At 72.1% G+C, this 17614-nt stretch carries 14 protein-coding genes and 1 pseudogene; 8 read left to right on the forward strand and 7 right to left on the reverse strand.

The annotated features are described in order from the left end of the window. Nucleotides 1–104: 104 nt before the first annotated feature. Genes G6W55_RS34705 through G6W55_RS34725 form a run of 5 tightly spaced genes read right to left on the reverse strand, consistent with a single transcriptional unit; the run spans nt 105 to nt 5745 of the window. The gene (locus tag G6W55_RS34705; protein WP_175524628.1) at nt 105–1415 is read right to left on the reverse strand and encodes a DUF58 domain-containing protein; all 1311 of its coding nucleotides are present in this window, start codon (nt 1413–1415) and stop codon (nt 105–107) included. Further along, on the reverse strand, nt 1415–2404 hold the full coding sequence (locus G6W55_RS34710; RefSeq protein WP_107419091.1) for a MoxR family ATPase: 990 nt from the start codon (nt 2402–2404) through the stop codon (nt 1415–1417). Before G6W55_RS34710 ends, G6W55_RS34705 begins: the two co-directional genes overlap by 1 nt. Next, a complete protein-coding gene (locus tag G6W55_RS34715; protein WP_175524629.1) occupies nt 2404–3618 on the reverse strand; it encodes a DUF4350 domain-containing protein in 1215 nt (404 codons plus the stop codon). Before G6W55_RS34715 ends, G6W55_RS34710 begins: the two co-directional genes overlap by 1 nt. Next, on the reverse strand, nt 3615–4394 hold the full coding sequence (locus G6W55_RS34720) for a DUF4129 domain-containing protein (protein ID WP_175524630.1): 780 nt from the start codon (nt 4392–4394) through the stop codon (nt 3615–3617). Before G6W55_RS34720 ends, G6W55_RS34715 begins: the two co-directional genes overlap by 4 nt. A gap of 4 nt (nt 4395–4398) precedes the next feature. Next, on the reverse strand, nt 4399–5745 hold the full coding sequence (locus G6W55_RS34725; protein ID WP_175524631.1) for a glycerophosphoryl diester phosphodiesterase membrane domain-containing protein: 1347 nt from the start codon (nt 5743–5745) through the stop codon (nt 4399–4401). A 140-nt stretch (nt 5746–5885) separates the two neighbouring features. Between G6W55_RS34725 and mtnA the strand changes: the two genes are divergently transcribed. The 7 genes from mtnA to G6W55_RS34760 all read left to right on the forward strand — a co-directional run bounded on the left by mtnA (nt 5886) and on the right by G6W55_RS34760 (nt 15081). Continuing rightward, on the forward strand, nt 5886–7016 hold the full coding sequence (gene mtnA, locus G6W55_RS34730; RefSeq protein WP_175524632.1) for an S-methyl-5-thioribose-1-phosphate isomerase: 1131 nt from the start codon (nt 5886–5888) through the stop codon (nt 7014–7016). A 109-nt stretch (nt 7017–7125) separates the two neighbouring features. Further along, on the forward strand, nt 7126–7815 hold the full coding sequence (gene mtrA / locus G6W55_RS34735) for a two-component system response regulator MtrA (RefSeq protein WP_187283109.1): 690 nt from the start codon (nt 7126–7128) through the stop codon (nt 7813–7815). 1 nt (nt 7816) lies between these two features. Continuing rightward, nucleotides 7817–10015, forward strand: coding sequence for an MtrAB system histidine kinase MtrB (mtrB, locus tag G6W55_RS34740; RefSeq protein ID WP_175524633.1), 2199 nt, complete (start codon nt 7817–7819; stop codon nt 10013–10015). Continuing rightward, entirely contained in the window at nt 10005–11840 is a 1836-nt protein-coding gene (locus G6W55_RS34745) for an LpqB family beta-propeller domain-containing protein (protein WP_175524634.1), read from the forward strand. The genes mtrB and G6W55_RS34745 overlap by 11 nt, the downstream gene beginning before the upstream one ends. 221 nt (nt 11841–12061) lie before the next feature. Beyond that, complete coding sequence (locus G6W55_RS39105) at nt 12062–13078, forward strand: ComF family protein (protein WP_375372499.1); 1017 nt, start codon at nt 12062–12064, stop codon at nt 13076–13078. 316 nt (nt 13079–13394) lie between these two features. Beyond that, nucleotides 13395–14087, forward strand: a complete 693-nt coding sequence (hpf, locus tag G6W55_RS34755; protein WP_175524636.1) for a ribosome hibernation-promoting factor, HPF/YfiA family — start codon at nt 13395–13397, stop codon at nt 14085–14087. 247 nt (nt 14088–14334) lie between these two features. Then, nucleotides 14335–15081 carry a response regulator transcription factor gene (locus G6W55_RS34760; protein ID WP_030798627.1) on the forward strand — a complete coding sequence of 249 codons (747 nt, stop codon included), beginning with the start codon at nt 14335–14337 and terminating at the stop codon, nt 15079–15081. 23 nt (nt 15082–15104) lie between these two features. Here the strand turns inward: G6W55_RS34760 and G6W55_RS34765 are convergent, their stop codons facing one another. Together G6W55_RS34765 and G6W55_RS34770 are read right to left on the reverse strand one after the other, a co-directional pair. Beyond that, nucleotides 15105–16298: a winged helix-turn-helix domain-containing protein gene (locus G6W55_RS34765; RefSeq protein WP_175524637.1), complete on the reverse strand. Its 1194-nt coding sequence runs from the start codon at nt 16296–16298 to the stop codon at nt 15105–15107. A 64-nt stretch (nt 16299–16362) separates the two neighbouring features. Then, nucleotides 16363–16956 carry a GNAT family N-acetyltransferase gene (locus tag G6W55_RS34770; protein WP_175524638.1) on the reverse strand — a complete coding sequence of 198 codons (594 nt, stop codon included), beginning with the start codon at nt 16954–16956 and terminating at the stop codon, nt 16363–16365. Between the two features lie 369 nt (nt 16957–17325). On the opposite strand from G6W55_RS34770, the pseudogene G6W55_RS34775 reads away from it, so the two are divergent. Continuing rightward, nucleotides 17326–17614 (forward strand): annotated as a pseudogene (locus tag G6W55_RS34775) (preprotein translocase subunit SecA); the annotation flags it as partial.

Genomic DNA, 17614 nt, shown 5'->3' on the forward strand with positions numbered 1-17614 from the left:
GAACAATCATTGTGGGAAACCCCGCACCGTCATGGTGCGGGGTTTTCTGCGTTTAGGGCTCTCTCCTTTTCGTTTTTGGAGAGAGCCCTTTTCTGTTTCTGGTGTCAGAGGCGGCCGGCTGCCTTCAGTGCGAGATACGCGTCCGCGAGTGCCGGCGCGAGTTCGTCGGGTGTCGCGTCCACGACGGTGACTCCGTGCCGGCGGAGTTGTTCGGCGGTGCGGTGGCGTTCGGCCTGGGCCTGGGCGGCAGCCGCGGCCTCGTACACCCCGTCGATCGTGCCGCGCGCCTCGGCCATCTCGGCGACGTGGGGATCGGCGACCGCGGCCAGCAGGACCGTGTGGCGCTGGGTGAGTTGCGGCAGGACGGGGAGGAGGCCCTCCTCGACCGGGGCCGCGTCGAGGGTGGTGAGCAGGACGATCAGCGCGCGGCGGGGTGCCGTACGCAGTGCTGTGGCGGTGAGGGTGCGGGTGTCGGTTTCGACGAGTTCGGGTTCGAGGGTGGCCATGGCGTTGACCAGGGAGGGAAGGATGTCGCGGGCGGTGCGGCCCTGGACGAGGGCGCGGACGCGGCGGTCGTAGGCGAGGAGGTCGACTCGGTCGCCGGCGCGGGAGGCCAGGGCGGCGAGGAGCAGGGCCGCGTCCATGGAGGCGTCGAGGCGGGGGGCGTCGCCGACGCGGCCCGCGGAGGTGCGGCCGGTGTCGAGGATCAGAAGGATGTGGCGGTCGCGTTCGGGGCGCCAGGTGCGGACGGCGACCGTGGAGTGGCGGGCGGTGGCACGCCAGTCGATGGAGCGGGTGTCGTCGCCGGGGACGTATTCGCGCAGGCTGTCGAATTCGGTGCCTTCGCCTCGGGTGACGAGGCTGGTGCGGCCGTCGAGTTCGCGCAGGCGGGCCAGTTTGGAGGGGAGGTGCTTGCGGCTGGTGAACGGGGGGAGGACGCGGACCGTCCAGGGGACCTTGTGGGTGCCTTGGCGGGAGAAGAGGCCGAGGGGGCCGTAGGAACGGATGGTGACGCGGTCGGCCTGGTGGTCGCCTCGGTGGGTGGGGCGTAGGCGGGTGGTGATGCGGCGGCGTTCGCCGGGCGGGACGGTCAGGCGGGCGCGGGATGCCTCGGTTTCCGTGCCGGGCCGCCAACTGCTGGGGGGCCAGGCGTCGCGGAGGTGGGCGCGCAGGGGGCGGCGGGAGGGGTTGGTGAGGGTGAGGGTGACGTCGGCTGTCTCGCCGAGGCGGGTCGAGGTGTCGCCGGAGCGGGTGAGGAGCAGGCGTCGTACGGGGGCGGCGAGGGCGAAGTCGCAGGCGCAGGCTGCGGCGAGCGGGGCGTTGACGGCGAGGATGCCGGCCCAGCTCGGTTCGAGGATGCCGACGGGGAGGGAGCCGAGGGCCGCGAGGAGGGCGGCGCGTCCGGTGAGTGCCATCAGCGGGGGACGGGGACGTGGGTGAGGATCGCGTTGATGACGGAGTCGGCCGTCACGCCCTCCATCTCGGCCTCCGGGCGGAGTTGGACGCGGTGGCGGAGGGTGGGGAGGGCGAGGGCTTTGACGTCGTCGGGGATGACGTAGTCGCGGCCGGTGAGCCAGGCCCAGGCGCGGGCGGTGGCGAGGAGGGCGGTGGCGCCGCGGGGGGAGACGCCCAGGGTGAGGGAGGGCGATTCGCGGGTGGCGCGGCAGATGTCGACGACGTAGGCGGTGATCTCGGGGGAGACGGTGGTCTTGGCGACGGCGGCGCGGGCGGCTTCGAGGTCGGCGGGGCCCGCCACGGGGCGTACGCCGGCGGCTTTGAGGTCGCGCGGGTCGAAGCCCTCGGCGTGGCGGGTGAGGACGTCGATCTCCTCCTGGCGGGAGGGGAGAGGGACCGTCAGTTTGAGGAGGAAGCGGTCGAGTTGGGCTTCGGGGAGGGGGTAGGTGCCCTCGTACTCGACGGGGTTCTGGGTCGCGGCGACCAGGAACGGGTCGGGGAGGGGGCGGGGGGTGCCGTCGACGGTGACCTGGCGTTCCTCCATCGCTTCGAGGAGGGAGGACTGGGTCTTGGGCGGGGTGCGGTTGATCTCGTCGGCGAGCAGCAGGTTGGTGAAGACCGGGCCGGGCTGGAAGGAGAACTCGGCGCTGCGGGTGTCGTAGACGAGGGAGCCGGTGACGTCGCTGGGCATGAGGTCGGGGGTGAACTGGACGCGCTTGGTGTCGAGTTCCAGTGCGGATGCGAGGGCGCGGACGAGCAACGTTTTGGCCACTCCGGGGACTCCTTCAAGGAGAACGTGTCCGCGGCAGAGCAGTGCGACGACGAGGCCGGTCACGGCGGGGTCCTGGCCGACCACGGCCTTGGAGATCTCGGCGCGCAGGGCTTCCAGGGAGGCTCGGGCGTGGCCCGGGTCCCCGGTGGTCCCGGCGTTGTCAGTGGTCGGGTCCATCATGGACGGCGTACCTCTCTTTCGAGGGCGTCGAGTTGGTCGGCGAGGGTGATGAGGGCCGTGTCGTCGTGGGGCGGCGGGCCGAAGAGGAGGGAGTGCAGGGGCTGTCCGTCGCCGTGGAGGTGGGCGGACAGGGCGGGGACGAGTGCTTCGGGTGTGTGTGCCTGGGTGACGGGGATGCCTACGAGAGGGGCGAGGCGGGTGCGGGTGGTGGAGCGGAGAGCGGCGGCCGCGCGGTCGCGTGCGGAGGCGTTGCGGTAGAGGCGGGCGCGGCCTTCGACGGTTTCGGAGGCGCGGATCGCCACGGGGAGTTTCTCGGGGACGAGGGGGCCGAGCCGGCGTGCCCTCCAGAGGGCGGCGAGGGCTGCGGCGACGAAGAGTTGCAGGGTGCCCCAGAGCCAGCCGGAGGGGAGCAGGTCGAAGAAGCTCTTGTCGTCGTCCTGGTCGGTGGTGGAGGTGTCGGAGAGTGAGGGGAGGTACCAGACGAGATGCGGGCGCGAGCCGAGGAGTTGGAGGGCGAGCGAGGCGTTGCCCTGCTGGTCGAGGCGGGTGTTGAAGAGGATGTCGGGTGCTCCGAGGACGACGGTGTCGCCGTTGCCGTCGCCGGAGGTGTCGGGGATGCGCAGCAGGGTGGCCAGGCGCCGGCTGGGGTAGCAGGTGTCGGCGTCGAGGTGGCGGGTGGTGTAGCGGGTGCCGCCGGTCTCGGCGGTGCTGGCGCGGCGGGCGTCGGGCAGCGCGCAGTCGGGGGAGAGGGCGGTGGAGCGGCTGGTGGCGGGGGCGGCGGTGACTCCGGGGGCGAGGGTGCCGACGGAGGGGCTGCCGGGGGCGACGAGGATCGTGCGGCCGCCGGAGCCGGTGGTCGCCGCGTGCAGGGTGCGCTGCTGGTGGGGCGTCAGGAGGTCGGGGACGGCGACGAGGAGGGTGGTGTCGGGTCCGGTGGCGGTGCGGGCCTCGGCGAGGGTGGTGACGACGCGGGTGGACACACCGCGGTCGGCGAGGAGTTCGGCGACGGCGCGGCTGCCGTAGGCGTCGGCGGAGCGGGGGTCGAGGGTGCCGTGCCGGGCGTCGGACTGGAGGGTGGCCAGGGCGACGGCGCCGGCGAGGAGGAGGGCGGCCGCGAGGGCGATGCCCCGCGCGCGGGTCCACACCTGGCGGGCGGTGGGCGAGGCGGACGTGGAGGCGGAGGTGGAGGGGTGCGCGGTTCCGGTGGTCATCGGGCGGCTCCCTGGCGGGCCGCGTCGGCCGTGCTGTCGGCGCTGCTGGTGGTGAGCTGGGGTTTGGTGAGGTCCAGGTCGTGGTCGAGGGCGGCGATGCGGTGGTACGCCTCCTCGGTGGCGGTGCGGCCGCCGTATGTGACGTCGTCGAAGTCGCGGGCGGCGCCGCGCAGTCGGTCGGTGTGGGCGGGCAGGGTGCGGCCGGCCTCGGCGGCGGCCTCGTCCGCGGTGCGGCCGGGGCGGACGTCGAGGAGGGCGCGTTCCTCCAGGGCGCGGACGATGGCGCGCATGCGTTCCTGGACGGCCTGGTTCCAGTGGCCCTGGGCGGCGTGCGCCTCGGCGGCCGCGCGGTGTTCGGCGGTGCTGCGGGGGCGGTCGTCGAACAGGGCGGCGGTGGAGACCGGCCGGCGGCGGGGGGTGCCCAGGCGCCACCACAGGACACCGGCGACGGCGAGCACGGCCAGCACGATGACGAACAGGCCGAGCGTGCTGCTGAGTCCGGTGGTCGACGCGGTGCCCAGGAGGTCGCCGAGCCAGTCCCAGGACTTGTCCAGGGCCCGTTCGAAGAGGTTGGGGTCGTTCTCGTGGTACAGGCGTTTGGCCAGTTCGCGGCGGGCCGCCTCCTGGGCGGGGTCGCGCGGGATCGTCAGGGGCGGGCCGTCGTCCGAGGCCGCCAGGGCGAGCGCCGGGCCGCCGTCGGCCCAGCGCGTGAGGACATGGACGGTCCCGCCGTTCGTGAGTGGTACCGCTGTGAGAACTCCCCCCGCCAGGCTCACCGCATCAGCTCCCGGGCCTGGTGCCGGGGACGGGGGAGCCGTAGCCCTGGACGCCCGCGGCGCGGGCCAGATCGAGGTCGAGGGCCTCGCGGCGGATGCGCTGGTCGATGTAGAGGAGCACGGTGACGCCCGCCGCGATGGGGAGCGTGATCATGGAGCCGACGACCGAGCCGACGCCGCTGACGATCAGGTAGGTCCAGCCGTACTCGCTGCCGGCGTCGACGAGCCCGCCGATGCCCTCGTCGCTCACCGCCGCGCCCAGGAGGGCGAAGGGGAGCACGATGATGGTGGAGATGATGTTCGCGATGACCAGGGCGAGGAACTGGATGCCGAACATCCGCCACCAGGAGCCGCGGACGAGCTTGGCGGACCGGGTCAGGGCCTTCTTGACGCCCTGCTTCTCCAGCATCAGGGCCGGGGCGGCGAGGGAGAAGCGGACCACCAGCCACACGACCAGCGCGAACGCGCCCAGGCTGCCGAGGCTGATGAGCGCGGCGCCGCCCTCGCCGCCGCCCGACGCGGTCACCAGGATGCCGGGCAGCAGGCAGACGGCGGCGACACCGCCCGTGATGAGCAGCAGAAGGGCGATCAGGCCGAGCAGCCGGGGGAGTTGGGGGCGGGCGTCGCGCCAGATCTCCTTGAGGGTGACCGGCTTGCCGAGGACCGCGCGGCTGGTGACGGCGGCGAGCAGGGCGGTCCCCGTGAGGATGCCGAGCATGGTGATCAGCAGGAGCAGGCCGGAGCTGCGCATGACGTCGCCCATGGCCTGGGTCTGCTCGTCGAGGCCGGCGCTCGGGTCGCTGAGGGCGGCGGTGTCCAGGGTGTCGTCGAGGACCAGGCCCTGGAGCAGGACGACGGCGGTCTCGAAGACGATCGCGATGGCCAGCGAGATGCCCAGGACCGTGCGCCAGTAGGTGCGCATGGTGGAGACGGCGCCGTCGAGCATCTCGCCCACGCCGAGCGGGCGGAGCGGGATCACGCCGGGCTTCACCGCGGGCGGCGGGCCGCCCCAGCCGGAACCCCAGCCAGGAGCGCCGTAGCCGCCGGGGCCACGATGGCCGCCGGGGTGGTCGTAGCCGCCCGGGCCCGCCGGGGGCGGCGGGGTGCCCCAGCCGGGGCCGGGCGGCGGGGGCGGAGGAGGCTGGGCCGGGTTCTGCGGGCCTGCGGGCGCGGACCACGGAGCGGGTGGCGGCTGCTCGTCGGACCACTTCGTGCCGGGGCTCTGTGGACGCGCACCCGGCTGGTCCGCGGGCTGCGAACCGCTCGGGCGGTCGGCGGGGTCGGACGCGCCGGGCTCCTGTCCGTCGGACGGGGCGGATCCGGGCGAGGCCCAGCCCGGAGTGTCTTTCATCGTCGCTCCTTCACGGTGCCCGTCCGCGGTCGCGGCGGCAGGTTGGCAGCCATCGTGCCATGGGGCGGTCATGGGACCACCGGGCGCGGTAGGGGCTGCGCACCTTCAATTGTCCGCCGGATCCGGGGCACACTGACCGCATGGCTGATCAGTACGCGCAATCCGGCGAGGACAAGCAGCCGGCCGAGATACCCGCGATCCGCTGGGAGGAGCCTCCCGAGGGTCCCGTACTGGTGCTCCTCGACCAGACGAGACTGCCGGCCGAGGAGGTCGAGCGGGTCTGCACGGACGCGTCCGCGCTGGTGGAGGCGATCCGCTCGCTCGCCGTGCGCGGGGCGCCGCTGCTCGGCATCGCCGGGGCGTACGGCGTCGCGCTCGCCGCCGCGCGCGGCTTCGACGTGGAGGAGGCGGCGAACACGCTGGCCGGCGCCCGGCCCACCGCGGTGAACCTGGCCGTCGGCGTACGGCGGGCCAGGGCCGCCTACCTCGCGGAACTGGCCGAGAGCGGCGACCCCGCCCGGGGAGCGCGGGCCGCGCTGGCCGCCGCACGCCGGTTGCACCGGGAGGACGCCGAGGCGAGCACCCGCATGGCCGCGCACGGGCTGGCCCTGCTCGACGAGCTGCTGCCCGGCGGCGGGCACCGCGTCCTGACCCACTGCAACACCGGCTCGCTGGTGTCGGGCGGGGAGGGGACCGCGTTCGCGGTGGCGCTCGCCGCGCACCGCGTGGGGCGGCTGCGGCGGCTGTGGGTCGACGAGACGCGTCCGCTGTTGCAGGGGGCGCGGCTGACGGCGTACGAGGCCGCCCGCAGCGGGATGGCGTACACGCTGCTCACCGACAACGCGGCCGGTTCACTGTTCGCGGCCGGGGAGGTCGACGCGGTGCTGATCGGCGCGGACCGGATCGCCGCCGACGGCTCCGTGGCCAACAAGGTCGGCAGCTATCCGCTCGCGGTGCTCGCCCGCTACCACCACGTGCCGTTCATCGTCGTCGCGCCCACGACCACCGTCGACGTGGACACGCCCAACGGGGCGGCGATCGAGGTCGAGCAGCGCCCCGCGTACGAGGTCACGGAGATGGCCGCTCCCCAGGTGCCCGTGACCGGGGCGGGCGGCGGGCTCGCGGTGGCGCCGCTGGGGACGCAAGCGTACAACCCGGCGTTCGATGTGACACCGCCCGAGCTGGTGACGGCGATCGTCACCGAACGAGGGGTGGTCTCCCCGGTCACGGCGGAGGGTCTCGCGGAGCTGTGCGGCGATCACACCCCGTGAACGACGATCACTCCGGCGGACAGGGGCAGACAGTGACCGCCCCGTACGACTATCGTCACCGGGCGGTGAGGCTTCTCACCTGCACCACCTTCACCGTTATGAGAATGGGATGATGTCGTTTATGAAGGGACGAGTCCTTGTCGTCGACGACGACACCGCACTGGCCGAGATGCTCGGCATCGTGTTGCGTGGTGAAGGTTTTGAGCCGTCTTTCGTAGCCGACGGCGACAAGGCGCTGGCCGCTTTCCGAGAGGCCAAGCCCGACCTGGTGCTGCTCGACCTGATGCTGCCCGGACGCGACGGCATCGAGGTCTGCCGCCTCATCCGCGCCGAGTCCGGCGTGCCGATCGTGATGCTCACCGCCAAGAGCGACACCGTCGACGTGGTGGTCGGCCTCGAGTCCGGCGCCGACGACTACATCGTGAAGCCGTTCAAGCCGAAGGAGCTGGTCGCCCGCATCCGGGCCAGGCTGCGCCGGTCGGAGGAGCCCGCCCCCGAGCAGCTCGCCATCGGCGACCTCGTCATCGACGTGGCCGGCCACTCCGTGAAGCGCGACGGCCAGTCCATCGCGCTGACCCCGCTCGAGTTCGACCTGCTCGTCGCGCTCGCCCGCAAGCCCTGGCAGGTGTTCACCCGCGAGGTGCTCCTCGAACAGGTGTGGGGCTACCGGCACGCCGCCGACACCCGCCTGGTCAACGTGCACGTCCAGCGGCTGCGCTCCAAGGTCGAGAAGGACCCGGAACGGCCCGAGATCGTGGTGACCGTCCGGGGCGTCGGATACAAGGCAGGACCTAGCTGACATGCGCGGGGACAGTGCCGCTTCGGCCCCCGGCCGGTCCGGGGCCCGTCCGGAGCGGCCTGTCGGCCGTAAGACGATGGGTTCACGTTTCGCAAGCCTCCTCGAAGGGGGCCTGCTCCAAGGCGGAGTGCAGGGCAGCCCCGTCCTGAGGCTCCTGCTGCGCTGGGTGCGCCGCCCGCTGCTGCCCGTCATGCGGCTGTGGCGGCGCAACATCCAGTTGAGGGTCGTCGCCACCACCCTGCTGATGTCGCTCGGCGTCGTCCTGCTGCTCGGCTTCGTCGTCATCGGACAGGTCCGCAACGGACTGCTCGAAGCCAAGGTCAAGGCATCCCAGAGCCAGGCCACCGGCGGCTTCGCCGTCGCCAAGCAGAAGGCCGACGAGACCGCCACCGACGGCAGCCCCGGCGACGGCAACCCGCAGAACGTCATCGAATGGATGAGCCAACTCGTGTCGTCGCTGTCCAGCGGCGGCCAGGGCGCCTTCGACGTCGTCACCCTGCCCCCCGGCGACGACAGCGGCGGCGGCCGCGGCCCGCGCGCCTCCGGCGACGTCAACCCCAACAAGAGCGTCCCCGAGGACCTGCGCGCCCGCATCAACACCAACACCGGCGCGGCCCAGAGCTACACCCGCATCCGCTACAGCACCCACAAGGAATCCCAGCCCGCCCTCGTCATCGGCAAACAGCTCAACGACCCCAACGGCGACCCCTACGAGCTGTACTACCTCTTCCCGCTCACCCAGGAGGAGAAGTCGCTGAGCCTGGTCAAGGGCACCCTGGCCACCGCGGGACTCTTCGTCGTCGTCCTCCTCGGCGCCGTCGCCTGGCTCGTCGTACGGCAGGTCGTCACCCCCGTCCGCATGGCCGCCGGGATCGCCGAGCGGCTGTCCGCCGGACGCCTCCAGGAACGTATGAAGGTCACCGGCGAGGACGACATCGCCCGCCTCGGCGAAGCCTTCAACAAGATGGCGCAGAACCTCCAGCTCAAGATCCAGCAACTGGAGGACCTGTCGCGGATGCAGCGACGGTTCGTCTCCGACGTCTCCCACGAACTGCGGACCCCGCTGACCACCGTCCGTATGGCCGCCGACGTCATCCACGAGGCACGGGAGGACTTCGACCCCGTCACCGCCCGGTCCGCCGAACTCCTCGCCGACCAGCTCGACCGGTTCGAGTCGCTCCTCGCCGACCTCCTCGAGATCAGCCGCTTCGACGCCGGCGCCGCCGCCCTCGAAGCCGAACCCATCGACCTGCGCGAGGTCGTCCGCCGCGTCGTCAGCGGCGCCGCACCCCTCGCCGACCGCAAGGGCACGGCCATACGCGTCCTCGGCGACCAGCAGCCCGTCGTCGCCGAAGCCGACGCCCGACGCGTCGAACGCGTCCTGCGCAACCTCGTCGTCAACGCCGTCGAACACGGCGAGGGCAAGGACGTCGTCGTCAAACTCGCCGCGGCGGGCGGCGCCGTCGCCATCGCCGTCCGCGACTACGGCGTCGGACTCAAGCCCGGCGAGGCCACCCGCGTCTTCAGCCGCTTCTGGCGAGCCGACCCCGCACGCGCGCGTACCACCGGCGGAACGGGCCTCGGCCTGTCCATCGCCCTGGAGGACGCCCGCCTGCACGGCGGCTGGCTCCAGGCCTGGGGCGAACCCGGCGGCGGCTCCCAGTTCCGGCTGACCCTGCCGCGGACCGCCGACGAACCGCTGCGCGGCTCGCCGATACCCCTGGAACCCAAGGACTCCCGCCGCAACCGCGGCCTCGACGACGCCGGTCTGCCCCGCGGCAGCGGCGAGAAGAGCGCCACCGTGCCCGTGCAGCCGGCCGCCGAACAGCGGTCGCCCGCCCACACCCCGCTCGCACCCCGGCTGCCCGCGGCCACCCCGACGGCCGACCCCACGGCACTGCCCGGCAACGGCGCGCGCGTGGTGCCACGGCCCGCGACGGGGGGACCGCCGGCCGGCGGGACGGCGAACGGGTCGGCGACGGGGCCGACTGGGTCGCCGGGATCGACTGCCGGTTCCGGGGCGGGCACGACGGCCGGCTCCGGGGCGGGCTCTTCGTCCGGTGCGGAGACGGGGCGTGGCAACTCCGGCGGAACAGCGGAGCAGGGGCCCAAGGACGCGGCACACAGCGGGGTACCGGGACGCGCGCACCGCGCGGCGGACGGCCCGGACGAACAAGGGGAGACGACTCGTGGGCGCTGACCGCGACGGGCACACCCGGCGCACGCCGGGGCGCGCGGTGGCCTACGCCACCTGCGGCGTCGTACTGCTGGCCGGGTGCGCCTCCATGCCCGACAGCGGAGACCTGCGCGGCGTCGAATCCACACCGCGCCAGGACATCCAGGTCCGCGTGTTCGCCATGCCGCCCCGTGACGACGCGCCGCCCTCCGAGATCGTCCAGGGCTTCCTCGAAGCCCTCACCAGCGACGACTCCAGTTACGCGACCGCACGCCAGTACCTCACCACCCGCGCCGCCCAGAAATGGGAACCCGAGCGGAGCACCACCGTCCTCGCCGACGGCCCCGGCACCCAGACCGGCCGCTCCGGCGCCTGGGAGGACGGCGACGACTACGCCTTCGTCCTCACCGGCACCAAGGTCGCCCAGATCGACGCCCAGCAGTCCTACAGCCCCTCCGCCGGCGCCTACAGCGAGACCGTGCACCTCGTCCGCGACAAGAAGACCCGGCAGTGGCGCATCGACGCCCTGCCCCAGGGCGTCATCATGGGCAAGTCGGACTTCCAGCGGAACTACATGTCCGTCAACAAGTACTACTTCGCGTCCAGCACCGAAGCCGCTGGATCCGGACAGCCCCTGGCCGTCGCCGACCCCGTCTACGTCCGCGAACGCGTCGAACCCATGACCCAGATGGTGCGCTCCCTGCTCAACGGCCCCACGAGCTGGCTGCGGCCCGTCGTCCGCTCCAGCTTCCCCACCGGCACCGCACTGTCCCCGCACGTCACCTCACTGACGCCGGACGACCAGAACAAGCTCACCGTGCCGCTCAACGACAAGGCGGCCCACATCGGGCAGAGCAAGTGCGACGAGATGGCCACGCAACTGCTCTTCACCCTCCAGAACCTCACCCCCACCGTCGACGAGATCGCCCTGCGCGCCGGCGGCCGGCAACTGTGCTCCCTCACCGAGGAACAGGCCACCGCCGTCGCCGCACGCGGCTCGCACGAGCACCCCAGCTACCTGTACTTCATCGACGGCCGCCACCGGCTCGCCCGCATGCCCAGCAGCGTCGGCAGCGACAGCCGGTCCGACGCCGTGCCCGGCGCGCTCGGCGACGGCACCAAGGCGCTGCGCTCGGTGGCCGTGGCCCGCGACGAACACAGCGCCGCCGGCGTCGCCCTCGACGGCAAGGCCCTCTACGTCACCAGCACCGTCACCGGCAGCTCCCTCGGCGAACCCGTCCTCCAGAGCGCCGGCAAGACCGAGGCCGACCGGCTCACCACACCCACCTGGGACGCCCAGGGCGACCTGTGGATCGCCGACCGCGACCCCGCCACCCCGAGGCTGCTCCTGCTGGAGAAGGGCGCCGGGCCCGCCCTGGAGGTCCTCACCCCCGGCCTCGACGGCCGGATCGACGCCGTACGGGTCGCCGCCGACGGGGCGCGGATCGCGCTCGTCGTGGACAAGGACGGCAAGCAGTCCCTGCTCATCGGGCGCCTCGAACGCACCGAGGACAGCGAGGGCAAGACCTCCGTGTCCGTCCAGGAACTGCGGTCCGCCACACCTGAGTTGGAGCGTGTCTCCGCCGTGTCGTGGGCCGGGGACAGCCGGCTCGTCGTCGTCGGTCAGGAGGCCGGCGGGGTCGAGCAGGTGCAGTACGTGCAGAGCGACGGGTCGATCCCCGAGTCGGCCGCGCTGCCCGGTCTGACCGAGGTCAACAGCATCGCCGCCTCCGAGAACAGCGACGCGCCACTCTTCGCCACCTCCGACGACGGGCTGCTGTGGCTGCCCGGCGGGAGCGGCTGGCGGACGCTGAAGGAGACGGCCTCGGTCGCGTTTTATCCCGGGTGACCGTGAGGGCGTGACGGGCGCGGATGCGGGCGTCACGTGAGCGTGTTTCGAGAGGGATCCCCGGTTCGTACCCGGGGGTCCCGTTTTTTATGCGCTCGTGAGTGAAAGAAGTGCCGGGTGATGCCGGCGGGCCGACCGGCCAGCGCCGATCCGCTTTCTTTTCCACAGGCCCTTCCGCCACTTATCCACAGGGGTGGCCCGACCCTTCCCGTATTGGCACAGTGAACGACGTGGAAGGCGTTCGCAACTGGTGGCAGGAGCTCGCCGGTCTGGTCCTGCCCGCCGAGTGCGGGGGCTGTGGGCGGGCCCGTGAGGTGCTCTGTCCCGAATGCCGTGCCGTACTCGGCGGGACGGCGCCCTTTCGGGTACGGCCGGTCCCCGAACCGGCCGGGCTGCCCGCCGTGCACGCGGCGGCCCGGTACGCGGACGAGGTACGGGCGGCACTGCTCGCGCACAAGGAGCGCGGGGTGCTGGCGCTGGCGCGGCCGTTGGGGGTGGCGTTGGCGGGGGCGGTGCGGGTGGGGTTGGGGGAGGAGGGGGTGGGGGAGGGGGAGGGGCCCCCTCCCCCTGGTGACGTCCTGCTCGTCCCCGTCCCCTCCACCCCCGCCACCACCCGCTCCCGAGGTCATGACCCCGCCCGTCGGATCGCCCTCGTCGCCGCCGGGGAGTTGCGGCGGGCCGGGATGGCGGTGCGGGTGGCCGCGGTGCTGCGGCAGCGGCGGGCGGTGGCCGACCAGGCGGGGCTGAGCGCGCGGGAGCGGCTGGAGAACCTGATGGGTGCACTCACGGTGGTGCCCGGTGGGGTACGGGTGCTGGGCGGCGGTCCCGTGGTGCTGGTCGACGATCTGGTCACGACGGGCGCGTCCCTGGCGGAGGCGGCGCGGGCGGTCCGGGCGGCGCGGGCTGCGGCGCCGGAGCCGCCGGGCCCGACCCGGCGCCCCCGGCGCACCTCCCATGGTGAGGAAGCCCGGACGGCGCCCGGGCGAGTGTCGCGCGCGGGGCGCACGATGGGTCGCGGCGCACCCGAGCGGGTGAGTCGCGCGGGCCGTATGGGAAGGGTGGAGTGTGGTGAGGGAGGAAGGGCGGTGTACGCGGGTGTCACTCGGGAAGGCAGAGAGGTACGGCCGTCCGGTGCCGGAGCGGGAGGAGGAGGTGAGGGCGTGTGCGGGGCCGGTGAGGTGCTCTGCGCGGCTGTCGTGGCGGCGCCGCCGGATTCCTTCGAAATAAACCGGAACTGAGGGAGAACTTGCGTCGTTGCAGGTAATGAGAGGGCCAATTCACCTGAACGGAGGTACGCCGCAGTAGAGGGTGACGACATCCGTCCGGGCGAGATATGTTCGGTTGTGAGGGAAAGCCGCAGGCCACACCTCTCATATCCGAATGCCGTGCTGCGGTTTCCGGTTATGGCGCGCGCAGCACCTGGGGTGTAGATCTCGTCCATGGGGGAGGAGGAGGTGGAAGTCACCAAGTCCGAGGTTCCGGTGCTCACCGGAGCCTGGTGCAAAAGGGAGACGCTCCGCGGAGAAGCGGAGTGATCCGGGAACGGAGTTCTGCGTGGACATCGTCGTCAAGGGCCGCAAGACCGAGGTGCCCGAGCGGTTCCGCAAGCACGTGGCCGAGAAGCTGAACCTGGAGAAGATCCAGAAGCTCGACGGCAAGGTGATCAGCCTCGACGTCGAGGTGTCCAAGGAGCCCAACCCCCGACAGGCCGACCGGTGCGACCGAGTGGAGATCACGCTCCGCTCCCGTGGCCCTGTGATCCGGGCCGAGGCGGCGGCCAGCGACCCGTACGCGGCACTCGACCTGGCGGCCGAGAAGCTCGACGCGCAACTGCGCAAGCAGCATGACAAGCGGTACACGCGGCGCGGTTCGCGCCGGATCAGCGCGGCGGAGGTGCCGGACGTCGTCCCGGGTGTGGCGACGCTCAACGGCAATGGCCAGCCCGTGCCGTCCGGGGTGTCCGACGGTGTGCCGACGAAGAAGATCGGTTCGCTGGAGGTGCAGGGCGACGGCCCCCTCGTGGTGCGCGAGAAGACCCACGTCGCCGCACCGATGACGCTCGACCAGGCCCTCTACGAGATGGAGCTGGTCGGCCACGACTTCTATCTGTTCGTCGACTCCGAGACGAAGGAACCCAGCGTCGTCTACCGGCGCCACGCCTACGACTACGGCGTGATCCACCTCAGCACGGACCCGATGGTGGCCCAGGCGCAGTCTCCCGAGGCGGGTGGCGCGCTGGGTGGCTGATCCCATGAGGTGAAAGCCATGCGGTGAAACCCATGTGGTGACGGCCGTGCGGTGACGGCTGAGCGGTGTGCCCCTGGAGCGCGTGTGCGCCCCCAGGGGCACCCGTGTGCGACCCCTTCGCGCCCTTCTGTGTCACCTCGTTGTCGTCCAGGCATGGAATCATGGCGGCAACGGCCCAACCGGTGGGCCGTTGCCTTGGGTTGGCGATGGCTCACGACCACGGCCGTAGCCTTCAGGGGGAGGAACGATGGCGGACAGCTTCGGACCGATGCGTGACGAGGATGCCGACGGCGGCGTCGTCGGCATGGGCCCGGACGGGGGTGCCTCGCGCGGGGAGCCGATCAGAGTCCTTGTCGTGGACGACCATGCCCTGTTCCGTCGCGGACTGGAGATCGTGCTCGCGGCCGAGGAGGACATCCAGGTCGTCGGCGAGGCGGGGGACGGTGCGGAGGCCGTGGACAAGGCGGCCGATCTGTTGCCGGACATCGTGCTGATGGACGTACGGATGCCGAAGCGCGGTGGGATCGAGGCGTGCACCTCGATCAAGGAGGTGGCCCCCAGCGCGAAGATCATCATGCTGACGATCAGTGACGAGGAGGCCGACCTCTACGAGGCGATCAAGGCGGGGGCGACCGGATATCTCCTCAAGGAGATCTCCACGGACGAGGTGGCGACCGCGATTCGCGCGGTGGCCGACGGTCAGTCGCAGATCAGCCCTTCGATGGCGTCGAAACTGCTCACCGAGTTCAAGTCGATGATCCAGCGCACCGACGAGCGACGGCTGGTGCCGGCGCCGCGGTTGACGGACCGTGAGCTGGAGGTGCTGAAGCTCGTGGCGACCGGGATGAACAACCGGGACATCGCCAAGGAGCTGTTCATCTCCGAGAACACCGTGAAGAACCATGTGCGCAACATCCTGGAGAAGCTGCAACTGCACTCCAGGATGGAGGCGGTGGTGTACGCGATGCGGGAGAAGATCCTCGAGATCCGCTGAGGCGGGTCAGGCAGGGCGGACCGTCAGGCGAGTGCGCGGGTCAGTTCCCTGGTGAGGGGCTCGCGCAGTTCGGGGGCGTCGACGCGTTCCACGCGTACGTCGGTGCAGTTCACCCAGGTCGCGGCTTCCAGGAGGGCCTGGGCGACGGCGGGGACGGCCTTGGGGCCGTCCAGGGTGATCTGCCGGGCGACGAGCGTGCGGCCCTCGCGGGCGGGGTCGACGCGGCCCACGAGGCGGCCGCCGGCCAGGACGGGCATCGCGAAGTAGCCGTGGATCCGCTTGGGCTTGGGGACGTACGCCTCCAGGCGGTGGGTGAAGCCGAAGATGCGCTCCGTGCGGGCCCGCTCCCAGATGAGGGAGTCGAAGGGCGACAGCAGGGTGGTGCGGTGGCGGCCGCGCAGGGGTGCCGCCAGGGCGGCGGGGTCGGCCCAGGCGGGCTTGGACCAGCCCTCGACGGTGACGGGCACCAGGCCGGAGTCGGCGATCACCGCGTCGACCTGCTCGCCCCTGAGACGGTGGTAGTCGGCGATGTCCGCGCGCGTGCCGACGCCCAGGGACTGTCCGGCCAGGGCGACCAGGCGGCGCAGGCATTCGGTGTCGTCGAGGTCGTCATGCAGGAGGTCGGCGGGTACGGCGCGTTCGGCGAGGTCGTAGACGCGCTTCCAGCCGCGGCGTTCGACGCAGACCACCTCGCCGTACATCAGGGCGCGTTCGACGGCGACCTTGGTGCCGGACCAGTCCCACCATTCGCTGGTCTTCTTGGCGCCGCCCAGTTCGGTGGCGGTCAGGGGGCCCTCGGCGCGGAGCTGTTTGATCACCTGCTCGTAGGCGCCCTCGGGGAGGGGGTGGCTCCAGTGGGGGCGGTTGCGGTAAGCGCGGCGGCGGAAGGCGAAGTGGGGCCATTCCTCGATGGGGAGGACGCACGCGGCGTGGGACCAGTACTCGAAGGCGTGGGGGCGCGCGGGGGTGCCCGGTTGTGCACCCCAGTAGGCGTTCTCGACGGTGGTGCGGCCCACGGCGCCCAGGCGCGCGTACGGGATGAGTTCGTGGGAGCGGGCGAGGACGGAGATGGTGTCGAGCTGGACGGCGCCGAGGTGCCGGAGGATGCCGCGGACGCCGGCTCTGCGGTCGGGGGTGCCGAGGAAGCCCTGGGCCCGCAGGGCGATGCGGCGGGCTTCGTCTGCCGTGAGGGCGGTGGCGGGGCGCGGGGTGGTCATGGTGCGCACCCTAGGCGGCGGCACTGACAGCGCGGGGTGAGCTGGGGGTTCGTGCGGGCGGGGGTCACCGGCCGGTGTCGGACGGCGGGGGTGTGGGCGTGGGGAGGTAGGGGGCGGCGGAGGGCAGGCCGAGGTCGGAGGGGAGCAGGGAGGCGAGCCAGCAGTCGCGGCGGGTGCCCTTGTTGTTGATGGCGGAGCGCAGGGTGCCTTCGAGCTGGAATCCGGCGTGTTCGGCGACCGCGCGGGAGGCGGTGTTGCCCACTTCGGCGCGCCATTCGACGCGGTCGACGGCGAGGTGGGTGAAGGCCCAGCGGGCGGCGGTGAGGGTGGCCTCGGTGGTGTAGCCGTGGCCGCGGTGTTCCTTGGCGGTCCAGAAGCCGACCTCGACGGTGCCGAGGGCGCGGGTGGTGAGGCCGAGCATGCCGGTGAGGGTGCCGTCGGGGAGGAAGACGCCGAAGGTGAACATCGAGCCGGTGGCCCAGCCGTCGGGGGCGAGCTGTTCGGTGAAGCCGCTGGCGTGTTCGTGCAGGTAGGGGGAGGGGATGGTGGTCCAGCGCTGGATGTCGGGGTCCTGGGCGGCGGTGTACACGGCGTCGGTGTCCTGAGGGCCGACGGGGCGCAGGACGAGGCGGTCGGTGGTGAGGGTGACGGGTTCCATCGGGCGATTCTGGTGCGGTGCGGGCGGTGACGCCATCGGTTTCGGACGTGGCGCCCTCGGCATTCGGGCGGCGATGCCATCGGTTCGGGCGGTGGCGCCCTCGGTATTCGGGCGGTGACGCCCTCGGGTTCGTGCGGTGGGTGAGCGGGCGATCACGATTCGCGCAATTCGTGGGGAGGTCGCGGCACTATCGGCGGGGCCCGGCCGTTGTTCTGTTTGAAGAAGATTTTGGTGTCCGTGCGCGGCAGGGCGCGGTCCTCGTACAGCAGACTCCCGGCGTGGCGGGGTCCTCGCATACGATGGCCGTTGCTCAGCAAGTCACATGGAAACCGACCGTCCCAGGCCCGATCGGCAAGGAGACCAACCCCCGTGTCCGTCCTCTCGAAGATCATGCGTGCAGGCGAAGGCAAGATCCTGCGCAAGCTGCACCGCATCGCGGACCAGGTCAACTCCATCGAAGAGGACTTCGTCGACCTCTCCGACGCCGAGCTGCGGGCCCTCACCGATGAGTACAAGCAGCGGTACGCCGATGGTGAGAGTCTGGACGACCTGCTGCCCGAGGCGTTCGCGACGGTGCGTGAAGGCGCCAAGCGCGCGCTCGGCCAGCGCCACTACGACGTGCAGATCATGGGTGGCGCGGCCCTGCACCTCGGTTATG

This window comes from Streptomyces sp. CAI-85 (assembly GCF_013363615.1).
GTDB classification, from domain to species: domain Bacteria; phylum Actinomycetota; class Actinomycetes; order Streptomycetales; family Streptomycetaceae; genus Streptomyces; species Streptomyces antibioticus_B.

What these genes read in the sequence shown, in the direction of transcription:
- G6W55_RS34705 (WP_175524628.1), bottom strand. Translation starts at nt 1,415, where the DNA reads ATGGCACTCACCGGACGCGCCGCCCTCCTCGCGGCCCTCGGCTCCCTC.
- G6W55_RS34710 (WP_107419091.1), bottom strand. Translation starts at nt 2,404, where the DNA reads ATGGACCCGACCACTGACAACGCCGGGACCACCGGGGACCCGGGCCAC.
- G6W55_RS34715 (WP_175524629.1), bottom strand. Translation starts at nt 3,618, where the DNA reads ATGACCACCGGAACCGCGCACCCCTCCACCTCCGCCTCCACGTCCGCC.
- G6W55_RS34725 (WP_175524631.1), bottom strand. Translation starts at nt 5,745, where the DNA reads ATGAAAGACACTCCGGGCTGGGCCTCGCCCGGATCCGCCCCGTCCGAC.
- mtnA (WP_175524632.1), top strand. Translation starts at nt 5,886, where the DNA reads ATGGCTGATCAGTACGCGCAATCCGGCGAGGACAAGCAGCCGGCCGAG.
- mtrA (WP_187283109.1), top strand. Translation starts at nt 7,126, where the DNA reads ATGATGTCGTTTATGAAGGGACGAGTCCTTGTCGTCGACGACGACACC.
- mtrB (WP_175524633.1), top strand. Translation starts at nt 7,817, where the DNA reads ATGCGCGGGGACAGTGCCGCTTCGGCCCCCGGCCGGTCCGGGGCCCGT.
- G6W55_RS34760 (WP_030798627.1), top strand. Translation starts at nt 14,335, where the DNA reads ATGGCGGACAGCTTCGGACCGATGCGTGACGAGGATGCCGACGGCGGC.
- G6W55_RS34765 (WP_175524637.1), bottom strand. Translation starts at nt 16,298, where the DNA reads ATGACCACCCCGCGCCCCGCCACCGCCCTCACGGCAGACGAAGCCCGC.
- G6W55_RS34770 (WP_175524638.1), bottom strand. Translation starts at nt 16,956, where the DNA reads ATGGAACCCGTCACCCTCACCACCGACCGCCTCGTCCTGCGCCCCGTC.